Source organism: Pseudomonas sp. SDO55104_S430, from assembly GCF_054070595.1.
In genome coordinates this window covers 1-11,445 of sequence record NZ_JBSVXG010000185.1, presented here as the reverse complement: position 1 = coordinate 11,445, position 11,445 = coordinate 1, and the positions used below count along the sequence as shown (strand labels likewise).

General features: G+C 61.5%; 7 protein-coding genes. All 7 read right to left on the bottom strand.

Going from position 1 to position 11,445, the window contains the following annotated elements; genetic code table 11:
- Positions 1-122: 122 nt before the first annotated feature.
- A complete protein-coding gene (locus tag ACW9JE_RS23790) occupies positions 123-878 on the bottom strand; it encodes a hypothetical protein (protein ID WP_457434134.1) in 756 nt (251 codons plus the stop codon).
- 20 nt (positions 879-898) lie between these two features.
- Entirely contained in the window at positions 899-4,366 is a 3,468-nt protein-coding gene (locus ACW9JE_RS23785) for a T6SS effector BTH_I2691 family protein (RefSeq protein ID WP_457434133.1), read from the bottom strand.
- The gene (locus tag ACW9JE_RS23780) at positions 4,366-5,226 is read right to left on the bottom strand and encodes a DUF4123 domain-containing protein (protein WP_457434132.1); all 861 of its coding nucleotides are present in this window, start codon (positions 5,224-5,226) and stop codon (positions 4,366-4,368) included. Before ACW9JE_RS23780 ends, ACW9JE_RS23785 begins: the two co-directional genes overlap by 1 nt.
- A 434-nt stretch (positions 5,227-5,660) precedes the next feature.
- Positions 5,661-6,956, bottom strand: coding sequence for a flavin-dependent monooxygenase QhpG (gene qhpG / locus ACW9JE_RS23775; protein WP_457434131.1), 1,296 nt, complete (start codon positions 6,954-6,956; stop codon positions 5,661-5,663).
- Positions 6,953-7,630, bottom strand: coding sequence for a subtilisin-like serine protease QhpE (gene qhpE / locus ACW9JE_RS23770; RefSeq protein ID WP_457434130.1), 678 nt, complete (start codon positions 7,628-7,630; stop codon positions 6,953-6,955). Before qhpE ends, qhpG begins: the two co-directional genes overlap by 4 nt.
- Positions 7,620-9,338 (bottom strand): ABC transporter ATP-binding protein, encoded by a 1,719-nt coding sequence (locus ACW9JE_RS23765; RefSeq protein ID WP_457434129.1) that lies wholly within the window; start codon positions 9,336-9,338, stop codon positions 7,620-7,622. Before ACW9JE_RS23765 ends, qhpE begins: the two co-directional genes overlap by 11 nt.
- On the bottom strand, positions 9,338-11,245 hold the full coding sequence (locus ACW9JE_RS23760; RefSeq protein ID WP_457434128.1) for a sigma-54-dependent Fis family transcriptional regulator: 1,908 nt from the start codon (positions 11,243-11,245) through the stop codon (positions 9,338-9,340). The genes ACW9JE_RS23765 and ACW9JE_RS23760 overlap by 1 nt, the downstream gene beginning before the upstream one ends.
- Positions 11,246-11,445 lie beyond the last annotated feature (200 nt).

Here is an 11,445-nt window from a genome sequence, read left to right as displayed (position 1 = left end):
TGGATCTGTATACGACACAAAACCAATGTGGGAGCGGGCTTGCTCGCGAAGAGGCCAGAACTGCCACCATAAAACTCAGGGCTTGTACCCCGATTCAAAAGCCTAAATCTGAATCACATGTCTCATTGCGTACTAAGAGGAACGTTTACTTTTGCCCTAATGAACGGTACGCCTGAAGATAAATAGGGTTTGATGAATTCCGCTACGTGTACTTTTTGCTTTCGTTTACAGAAGACATTCAGGCTCCAATTGGTTTTACAGTCCTCACCCTCCAGAGTGATGCTGTATTTCAGATCAACTACCTCTCGATTGGTCGCAATGGCAAGTTGCGTTAACTCTTCCCATTTAAAAGCATAGTGATGGTACTGCGTGTGCATTTCCTGATAGCTCTTGGAGTTGGCCATGGACAGGTACATCAATCCCATCCCGCCTGGACCTATTAACGCGCCGATCAAGAATACCGGATCAATGCTTGCCATGCCGATACAGATAATCACCGTAATGCCTGTGAACCATTTCAGAAATGGCAACATCCACTTTGGGAAATCTTTCCATTTGCAATACTCGACTCCAGAATGTGTGAAACGGTAGGCGTAGTTCATCCGCTGATGGGTCACGCTTGAAACTAAATATATTAAAACAATAAAATACCCTAAATTGACAAGTATTCTATAAGGATAATTTTCATCGAAGCTGACTACTGAGTCTACAAAGTATGTGGCTAACGCAGCCAATACTGACATAAATGCAAACATGCAGTTGGCCACAAATGTATTGTAGTTCCTGGCGCAAATAGTCCACCCCAATAGCTCTGGTTCATTAGCGTACTTCCATTGGAGTTGCGGCGGTAAATCAAGTGCTTTGTTGAAATTAAACATATCGGGGCTCGTCCATTAGCTCAATTAGGAATGCTCAGTTTCAGAAGCTGGGTTTGTTGTTCTTTCAGAACGATGCCGTCCTTTTCCTTTAGTTCGCCGCTGAAAGCATTGTTGGCTCGGTCCGCTTCGCTCGTGCTCAGTTCCAGTGCAATTCGAAACATGTACCCACGGCCATCAGCACGTTGAAGCACCCCGGGCGGGTACTTGATCTCCAGTTCAAGGACCGGGCTAGCTTTGGAGAACTCGATCCACACCTGCCATAGACGGTGCTGTTCTTTACCGGTGTAGATGTAGTCCGCCGGATTGTCTTTGGTACCGGGACCGTCGGGTAACTGGCCGAGCAGATTCGGATCTATCCAGTAACCATTGAGGAACCTGTCGTAGAACTGGTCCTTGGTGCTTTGCAGTTCGTCGGCATAAAACAGATATGTCTGGATCATCGCCGGTTGCAGGGTCACGTCCTTGCCTGCCAGCGCATTCGGCACCTGGATTTGCAGCCAGAAACCCAGGTTTTTTCTCGGCGTGCTGCCTCCGCCGGTGGACAAAGCCCTGCCGCCGACGCTGGGACGTTGCAGGGTTTCCAGTAGGGCTTGCATTTGCCTGAAATGACCTTCATCGCCATGCCATTCCGGGATTGATCCTCGCCCCCAAGTGCAGCGGTACAACCACAGGCGCAGTCCCTCGCGCTTGTAGCGGTTAGCGGCCATGCTGACCATCAAATAGGCGATGCCGAGGATCGCCAAAATAATGATCACTGGATTAGACATTACCCAGGCAAAACCGAACCAATAGCCAAGCCCTGCGCCAACCATTTGGATTGTGGCAACAAACGACATTCCGGACACCACAATAAATTTCCCTATGAGCAGCCCTTTTTCCTCCTCGCTCGTCGCACCATCTATGTCATTGGACAACTGCCAAGCCTCAAGCCCGCTCGCAACAGCCCCCAATGCCGCCCACGTCACCGTGCGCCAGATCAGGCCTTTCGAGAGGGTGGCCATTTCGCTGGCCGCCGTTGCCTTGGCACTTCCTGCGGAAGCAGCTCTGGCCTCGTTTATCCATTCCGAATACCCCGCCTGTGCAACCTTCAGGGTTTCAGATCCCAGGTTAGCGGTCATCATCCCCGCCCGATTCCACGCCGGCCCCACCCACAACGCCGCTATCGCATTCCCCGCATACGCCGCACTCGCACTCACATTGCGCCATTCATCCGCCGAGAATCTGCCGTCGTTCTTCGCCTGTTTCGCCGTGTGATGCAGGTTCCATGCGTTCAGGCCCACCAGCAGGGCAGGCAAGGCATTGCCCAGGTTCTGGTTCATCCAGGCTTTGGTGCTGCGCAGGTGTTCCTGAGTGCCGAATGTTTTCAGCTGCTCGATCACCTCCGATTTCCCCAGATCGGAGAGCCAGCGGTTGATTTGTGGCAGGTCGATATGCAGGCGCGTGGGGCCTGAGGTTTGAGCAGAGATCTGGTTGGGGCGTTGCAGGAAGAGGTGTTTCAGGCGGTCTTCTTGGGCTCGCAGAAAGTGACGCGCTGCGCGTTGATCGTGAGGCGCCGCGCGATGGCGTAAGGCGTTGTTGGAGGACGCTATCTTGTTCTGCACGGTGGCGACTTCCAGCAGCCAGGCCTGGTACTCGCGTTGGTAGTTCGGGTTGTAGACCAGCTGTGTGTCCATGGAAATTTCGGTGGAGATCAGCACCTGAGGCACGGCCAAGGTCAGTGCCAATTGTTGTTTCATGGCCGGCAGCAGCATGAGGCTCAAGCCGTGCCAGGCGTCTCTGGCCTTGTGGTTGGCGACGTCGAGGAGGGTGTTCATCGCCTGTTTGGCGGTGCTGCTCATGGCCTGGTAGAGCTGGCTGTCGCGGACGGATTCCAGGTCCAGCACCGCCTTGATTTCATTGAAGCGGGTGCCGATGCTCGTGGCGTCGCCCGGGGATCTTGGGTTCAGGGTGGGGGAGTGACCGTCGCCTTCGCGGCCCTGGTCGTCGAGTTTGCCGGTGGTGCTGAAGTTGTGGGTGACCTGCTTGATCAGCGCGGCGAGTTCCGGGTTGAAGTTGTACAGCGCGGTGCCGAACAGTTTGCTGGGCTGCGCGGCTTGCGCGAGTAGCCATTGCTGTCCGCGTTCGACGTTGCCCAAGGCGGTGTAAAGGGCGTGGGCGGTTTCCAGCAGCTGGCTGGCCTGATCTACATGGCCGGTGTCGTGATAGACCGTTTCGGCGCCTGGGTTCAGTTGGTCGAGCCAGTCGATCAGGTCGTCGGCACTGCGCTGGATGTGCGCCTGCAGTTGGGTCGCCTCGACGGTGGTTTGGCTGAGGTAGTTTCGTACTTCGTCAAAGCGCACGTCTTCGCGCCAGTAGCGTTTGGCTTCCCATTCCTCAAGGGCTGTCCGCCATTTTTGTTGATCCGGCAGATGTCCCCACCTGGCCTTGAACGCGCGTTCACCGGCCGCGACTGTGGCGCCAGCGCCCATCATCACCATCGCGTTATCCTCGGGCGTCACCAGTTCCTTGGCGCGTTCGACTTCATCATGGGTGCTGAGCAGCGTGTACAGGTCGTCGGTATACACCTGGCGCTGGACCGGGGTCTGCATTGAAGAAGGGATGAAAGGCTCGGCATCAAACCCGCACAGGTTCTGCACGGCCAACGCACTTTGCAATTGGTGTTGATGCAGGGCTTCGAACTGGCTCTGTTCCAACAGTCGACCGACCAGGTTCATGTTCAGGTCATCGATCACCGCCAGCGGATCGTCCAATGCGACAAACAGCGCCGTGTCCTGCATCGGTACCCGGCCTCGTACCAGCGCTTCTTCGAAGGCCGGCTTGAATGCGGCGTCCGGGTTGGCGGTTTCGGTGGGCAGCAGGGTGCTGGTGAAGCTCGGGGCCTGCCCGCCATAGACGAAAATGTCCGCGACGCATTTGCCCAGCTCGGTGATCGCCTCTCCGTGGGCGACTTTGCCGGTGAGGCAGTACGCTGGCAGGTCAACGCTGCGCATCCAGCGGGATTGCTCCGCGGCGCTGCTGCGCATCAGCTCGCACATCCGCCAGGTCCATTGCACCGGCGAGTAGGCGATGCGCAGTTGGGTTCGGCGGGAATAGAGCAGGTACTGGCGTGCCTGGCCGGGGTTGTGGCGGGTGTCCTGGTTCAGTTCGCGCTCGGTCCATTCGTGACGAATGAGCATCTCGCGTTCCACCTGATACTCATGGAAGGTTTCGTCGATGCTGCTCCACACGTACAGCCAACCGTCCCGTAGCTGGCGCAGGGTATAACTGCGGGTCTTCAACGGTGGTAGGGCGGGGTTTGACCAGTTTTTCGGAAGCGGATTCGGGCCTTGGCTGCTGCCTTTTTGCGGCGACTCGTCCACGGCATACCGAACGGGGAAAACGGCCACTTCCTTTTGCATCAACCCGCACTGGCCGGAGCCCATCGGTATGTTCTGGAATTCCTGATTACGCCTGGCTTGATTCAACTGGGCTTTAGTCGCGTAGCTCATCACATGTCCTTGTGGTTTTCGGTGGGCAGACAATCGTCATCCATTCGCTGGATACGCAGTTCTGGTGCAAGTTGGAGGGCGTCGGGATTGTCCAAGAGCCAGCGTTGATAAGGCCCGTCCGGTTGCAATGCGAACCCGACTCCCCACCGCAGGCTGTATTCGATCCAGATGGCGAGACTGCACTCGCTCGACAACCCCCAAGCCTCGGCTTCATCCAATCGTTGATCGAACCATTGGGTTCGTGTGCTCTCGTCCAGTTCTGCCAAAAGCAGCGGCTCGCGTTGCTCCAAGCTATGGTTCAACCGCTCGGAAAGTTGCCAACGGCCAGCGCGGTTCAGCGCCTTCAGTTGCCCCTCACCCAACAGGGCATTGAACCCGTCAGGTGCAGGCCCGGCGCGCAGAAAACTACGCCACGCAGATTGGGGTGGGGGTTCCCAGGAGTGCTGATCTTCTGGCGTATGCCACGCCTCAATGGGTCCAAGAATCCCGTCGAGGTGAGTGCCCTGATAGCTCTCCAACCAATGGCGCGCCACCAGCGGATCGGCAAAGCGCAACAGTCCACTCCCGCCCAGCACGTCGGGCGGCGCGATAAAGCGCCGCAAATGATCGGCAACAACCTGCAGGGGAGCGCGACTGGACAACAGGCTGGCATCCGCCTGCTGGTACTCCTCGCCGATCAAAGTGGACGGCCCCTGAAGCGAAACCAAAATCGGCCCCAGATCCTGTAGCTCACTCCACCGTGTCCCGAGATACAGCGGCACAATCTCCAGCGGTTCGCCACGCTGGTACAGACGGGCCAGCGCGTCGGGCCGCAATACACCATCAATTAACAAATAGTTGGCTTGGGAAACGCTGTTCACTGGGCATTCCATTCCCTGTTCCTTGTGTTGAGCAACGCGTACCGTCGCCTGAACACGGCATCGGGGACGCGAAAATAAGGGTGCCCACGGGGCAAAATCGCCCGATGGCTACCAGAGCCCTTCTCAAGGAACGTGCCAGAAATATTGAGGGTCAATCAAACCGGGGGTATGGGGCGTTTTTGTCCGACGTTTGAAACAATTCGAGGCTCAATTACCCCTAAAAGTGCGCAAGAAGTTGCGCAGTGCCTGGCAACTTTTTGCGCACTCGCCTGTACAGCACGGGCGACGTGGCCTGAAGAAATGTGCCCACAGGCTTATCCACAGTTTGAGTGCGCAACTTCTTGCACACGGTGGCCATAAGTCATCAGTCCGAGACTTAGTACAACAAAGCAGTTTTTGACATCGTAAAGTCGCACTGTGATTGGCATCGCAAATCAGGGTTTGAAACCTTGAGCCAACAACCAACCCCTGACCATCCTCCCCTGCTCCACCGTCAACCCCGCCAACACCTGCCCCGCCGGCTCACTGCGCAACCGCCGCACCAACGGCGCCAGCTCAACCCCCTGCACATGCCAGATCCCCAATGGCTGATCCGCCGTGATCACCACCTCGGCCTCATCGACGAACCCATCGCGCAATACCGGCGCCCGTTCGATGCGCAGCGCCTGGAAATCAGGCTCGGCATGGGCGACTTCGGCGTCCGGCCATTGCCGCCGCGCCTGCCAGAACGGCAAGGCCTGGCAACGCTGCTCATCGGCGTAGAAATCCCGGCCAATTCTTGCGAAGCGCAGGAACAGCTGCTCCACCCGCTGCTGATGAAAACGCTGGGCCAACGCCGTGCGTTCGGGTTTGCGCAGCAGGGTGTTGATCACCGTCGGCGCCTGCAGTGCCGAGGACAGTGATTGGAAGATGCCGTTGCCCGAAAGCGGGTCCACCGCCATGGCCGCATCGCCGACGCGAATCCAGTGTTCGCCGCACACCTGGGGGCTGAGGATCGCGGTGCTGCTGCGGGCGTGCAGTTGCAGGTCGACTTCGGGTTCGCCGCCGAAAAAACCTTGAGCCAGCGCCGATGCCTGACGCCGTTGCCGGCAGTAGTCGAGCAGTTGCGCCTTGCCCGGCAGTTCGGCGCTGGCCACGTCCACGGTCCATTGCCAGTAACACTGGCCATCGGCCCGCCGCGCCATCCAGGCCCAGCCGTCCGCGAGGCTTTCCACGGCGCTGGCGGTGATGCCCGGCGTGGCTTGCCAGCGATTGAGCAGGCTGACCGTTTCCGGTCCGCGCAGGCCTTTGCCGAGGGCTGGGGCCTGGCGCCCGCGAGCTTCCACCAGAAAGTCGGCGATCAGCGGCTCGCGTCCGTCGATGTCGATTCGATGTTCTGTCGCCGCGCTGTGCACCGACAGCACCCGGCCCTCGATCAGCTCGACCCCGGCCTCGCGCAAGTCTTCGCGCAGGCCGCGATCGAAGGTCGGGCGATCCAGCAGAAACTCGACGTTCTGTGCGTGCTGCTGACCGTTCCAGTTGACCTGTCGCTGCGACGGCAGGATCGCCTGCGCCAGCCCGTGATGCAGCCCTGCCCCGCGCAGCGCTTCCAGCACTCGCTGGGAAACCCCTTCCAGCGCGGCAAAGCGCCGCCACTCGCTGATCAGCGTCACCGCATAACCCTGGCGCCGCAGGCCCAACGCCACCGCCGCGCCTGCCGGTCCCGCACCGAGAATCACGATACGCGTCATGGTCCGTAGCGCCGTTCGGGGCCGCGATAGCGGGCGTTGTCCCGCAGATAGTCGATGACCTGTTGATTACTCGCCTCGGGCTGCTCCACCAGGAACGCCGCGATGTGCCCGCTCAACGCCGCGCAACCCAGGCTCGCCCCGGACTGCCCGGGATAAGTGCCGTGCACGCAGGCGGCGAAATCCGCCTGGGCGCTGTTGAGCCAGGACCATTCGAGTTCGGCGCAGCGCGCATCGCCCGTGACCCGCAGCACCTGTGGATAATTCGCCGGGTACACGCCATCGCCCTGGGCCGGGCTCGATGCGCAAAGCAGCACACCGCGCTCCACCGCCGCCGCGCAGGCGGCCCGCAACAGGCTGCGATCCTGGCGTAATCCGAGGCTGAGGTTGATCAGGCGCACGTCCTGCGCCACCAGCCAGTCAATCGCCGTGGCGATTTGCAGGGCGCTGGTCACACCCCGCTGGTCGAACACCTGGGCTACGCAAAACAGTGCCGATGGCGCACGCCGGCCGATGGCTTCGATCACCGCGCTGCCGTGGCCCAGCGGATCGTCGCGCAAGTCGCTTTCGGCCAGCCCGTCCTCCACCAGGGAAAAGCGCCGTCCGGCCATCACCTGCACCCGCTGCGCCGCCGAATGTCCGCTGTCCACCACGCCGATGCGCAACTCAGGCTTCATGCAGCACCGTCTTTGAAATCAGCACGCCGTCGAGCAATTCGAAGCGCAGGTCGGCATCGGCCAGGGTCGAGGGACGGTGGCTGATGAGAATCCGCGTGCGCCCGGCAAACAGCCGGTCGATGGCCTCGATCACTTCGCGCTCGGTGGCTTCATCCACCGCCGAAGTGGCTTCGTCGAGCACCAGGATCAACGGGTCCTGCAACAGCGCGCGGGCAATGGCGATGCGTTGTTTCTGGCCGCCGGACAACTGCTGGCCGCGCTCGCCCAACGGGCTGTCGAGGCCTTCGGGCAAGGAAGCGATCAGGCTGTCGAGCTGGGCCATGCGCGCCACTTCGGCAATCGCTTCGCGACTGGCGTCGGGCACCGCGTAGGCGAGGTTGTCGGCCAGGCTGCCGCGAAACAGCACGATGTCCTGGCTGACCACGGCGATGCGTCGGCGCAGCTGGAACAGGTCCAGCTCGCGCACATCCACCTCCCCCAGCAGCACCCGCCCGGATTGCGGGTCGTGGTGGCGTTGCAACAGATCGATCAGGGTCGATTTGCCGACGCCGGAGCCGCCGCTCAGGGCGACTTTAAGACCGTAGGGAATCCGCGCCTCGATCCCGCGCAATGTAGTCGAGCGCCCGGGATGGCTGAAGTGCACATCCTCGAAACGCAGCTCGCCGGAGCCGGGCATCGGCTGGGGCACTTCAGGGCTGAGTACGGTCGGCTGCTCGCCGCGCAATTCCATCACCCGCCCGAGGCTGACGGTCATGCGCTGAATCGCCACGTAGAGCCCGAGCAGGCTCTGGACCGGTCCCACCGCCATGCCCAGATAGGTGGAAAACGCGATCAGCGCACCCAGTTGCCAGGTGCCCTGTACCACCCAGTAACCGCCGATCAGGAAGGCGCAGGCCCGGGACAGCGACGTCAGGGTGCCGGGCACCGCCTGGGTGAAAAACTCGGTGACTTGCAGGCGCAGCAACTGGCTCATGTAGCCCTGCCCCAGGCTTTCCAGGCGCCGCGCCTCGCGCTGTTGCTGGCCGGCGGACTGGATGAATTTCATCACCGGCAGGGTCTCGACCATGAACGACGACATGTCCGCCGAGCGTTCGCGCAGCTGTCGCACGTCACGCTCGACCTTGCGCCGCATCCAGCGCAGCCAGAGCACGTCGAGGGGGATCAGCACCAGCGCCAGCAGTGACAGCTTCCAGGACAGGGTCAGCAGCATCGCCACGGCAACGACCAGGCCGATCACGCTGGACACTGCCGAGAACAGCGAGTCCACGGCGAAGCGCTGGATTTCCGCGACGTCACCGTCCAGGCGCGACATCAGATCGCCGATGCGTCGCTGGCCATAGAAGCTCGGGGACAGGGTCTGCAAGTGGCGATAAAGGTCATCGCGCAGGGCGAACAGCATGCGCCCGGACAAGCGCGTGTGCAGGTAGCGGTTGATCCCCGACAACGCCGTGCCGAGCAAGCCGGCGACGATCATCAGCCCGGCGATCAGCACCAGCATCGGGAAATTGCGCGCCAGCAGGCCATCGTCGATCAGCAGCTTGGTCAGCCACGGCTGCACCAGCACCAGCGCCGAGGCGCACACCGAAAGCCCGAGCAAGCCGGCGATCGCCAGCCGATGGGGGCGCACGAAACCGTACAGCCACTGCAGCGAGGCGTGCAGGGCTTCGGGGTTCTGGCTGTCGATCAGCCGAACGATCAGGCGGCGCATCACGAACGCAACTGTTTGAGCTTGCGATACAGGGTCGCGCGGCTGATGCCCAGGGCGTCGGCGGCGGCCGAAACGTTGCCCTGATGGTTGTCCAGAGACTGTCGGATCATCTCCAGTTCGTTCTCGCGGATGCTGCCGGACTGCGGCCGCTCGGTGGCGGTCAGCTCGTCGAGCATGCTGTCGGGCAGGTGATCCAGGGTCAGCACGGTCTCCCCCGCTTCGCGCATGGCCAGCGCGGTGCGCAGGACCATCTCCAACTGGCGGATGTTGCCCGGCCAGTGGTAGTTGCCGAGCAGGCGGCTGAGGTCGTCATGCAGCACCACGGTCGGCGCTTCGAGCCGGGTCAGCAGGCGGCCGACCAGTGCGCTGAAGTCCTCGCGCTCGCGCAGGGCCGGGAGCATCACGCTGATGCCGTTGACCCTGTAGAACAGGTCTTCGCGGAAGTGCTTGTCTTCCACCAGGCGCTTGAGGTCGCGGTGGGTGGCGCAGATGAGGGCGACGTCGATGTCCTGCTCTTCGCCGGCACCCAATGGCGCGACCTTGCGGTCCTGCAACACGCGCAGCAGGCGGGCTTGCAGGGCCAGGGGCATGTCGCCGATTTCGTCGAGGAACAGCGTGCCGCCGTGGGCCTGTTGCAGGCGCCCGACCATGCCGCCCCGGCGCGAACCGGTGAACGCGCCTTCGCGGTAGCCGAACAGTTCCGACTCGATCAGGCCCTCGGGAATCGCCGCGCAGTTCACCGCGACGAAGGGTTTGTCGCTGCGGCTGCCGGCCATGTGCAGGGCGCGGGCGATGACTTCCTTGCCGGTCCCGGTTTCCCCCAGCAGCAACACCGGCAACTGATTGGCCAAGCCCTGACGGGCCATGCGCAGGGCACGGGCATAACGCTCGTTGCTGCCGGCCAGGGATTCGAGGTCCGGTTGCGCTGTTTTGGCCGGTTTGGCCGGAGCGCGCGGTGGCGTACCGACGTTGAGGGCACGCTGTGGCGCGCGCAGGGTTTTGTAGAAGAACTCGCCCTTGGCGGTCTGCAGGCTGCCGGCACCGCCCTGATGCAGGCGTGCCAGCAATTGCAGGCCATCGACGCCGAGAAACTCTTCGCAGCGCCGGCCCACCAGCGCCGAGCGCTCGGCATGCAGCAACTGACAGGCCTGGGCGCTGACGGCGAGGATCTGCCCGCCGAGGCTCACCGCCAGCAGGCCCTGCCAGGGGGATTCGAGGTATTGGCGACGGCTGTGGAAGGCCAGCACGATTTCATCGGGGTAACTGGCGTTGAACACCCGGCTTTCAATCTGGCTGACCGCCATGGCCAGCAGCGCGGTGCTGTCGTGGGCACGCCCCAGCGGACCTTCACGGGTCAGATCGAGTACGCCGAGGATGTCGCCCTGAGGGCAATGGATCGGCACCGAGGTGCAGGAGAAATCACTGAGGCGATCCAGGTAATGTTCGCCGCAATCGATCAGGGTCGGCCGGGCTTCCACCAGCGCGGTGCCCAGGGCGTTGGTGCCGCGGGCGGCTTCGCTCCAGCAGGCGCCGAGGGTGATGTCTTGCAGGCCGCTGCCCTTGAGGCGGTCGGCGCGACCTTCGACGGCGAGGATGGTGGCATCGGAGTTGGCGAGGATGATCAGCCCTTCCTTGCCCTGGCGTTCGGCCAGGTAGTCGATGGAGGGCAATGCGGCGTCGATCAGCAGACGGTTATTGTTCAGCAGCACGTCGAGGCTGGCGCCGGATTCCAGCGCCAGCTCGTGCTTGGCGTTGAAATGCACTCCGTGGCTGAGGCTGCGTCGCCAGGAAGCATCGATTTCCGCCCGCAGCACGCCGTCCGGCACTTCGCCTTCAAGGTGCAGTTTTTCCCGGGCCAGCCGGGCTTCGCGGTGCAGTTTGGGGGAGTTTGTTTTTATCAGCGTCATCAAGCGCTCCGGGTCGTCCGCCCTGCGCCTTCATGTATCGGCGCCCTGAAGCATCTTGACGTTAACGTCAGGGGGCTGGCAAGTGCCGTAGAGCGCTTGTGTTTCGGCAGGTGGATCGAGTCATCGTTCATCGCGGGCAAGCCCGCTCCCACAGTGTCCAGTGTCTTGCACAATAATTGTGCTCAACAAGGAAACCTGTG

Excerpts from the sequence above, each read along its gene's own strand:
- ACW9JE_RS23790 (WP_457434134.1), bottom strand. The coding sequence starts at position 878 with ATGTTTAATTTCAACAAAGCACTTGATTTACCGCCGCAACTCCAATGG.
- ACW9JE_RS23785 (WP_457434133.1), bottom strand. The coding sequence starts at position 4,366 with ATGAGCTACGCGACTAAAGCCCAGTTGAATCAAGCCAGGCGTAATCAG.
- qhpG (WP_457434131.1), bottom strand. The coding sequence starts at position 6,956 with ATGACGCGTATCGTGATTCTCGGTGCGGGACCGGCAGGCGCGGCGGTG.
- qhpE (WP_457434130.1), bottom strand. The coding sequence starts at position 7,630 with ATGAAGCCTGAGTTGCGCATCGGCGTGGTGGACAGCGGACATTCGGCG.
- ACW9JE_RS23765 (WP_457434129.1), bottom strand. The coding sequence starts at position 9,338 with ATGCGCCGCCTGATCGTTCGGCTGATCGACAGCCAGAACCCCGAAGCC.
- ACW9JE_RS23760 (WP_457434128.1), bottom strand. The coding sequence starts at position 11,245 with ATGACGCTGATAAAAACAAACTCCCCCAAACTGCACCGCGAAGCCCGG.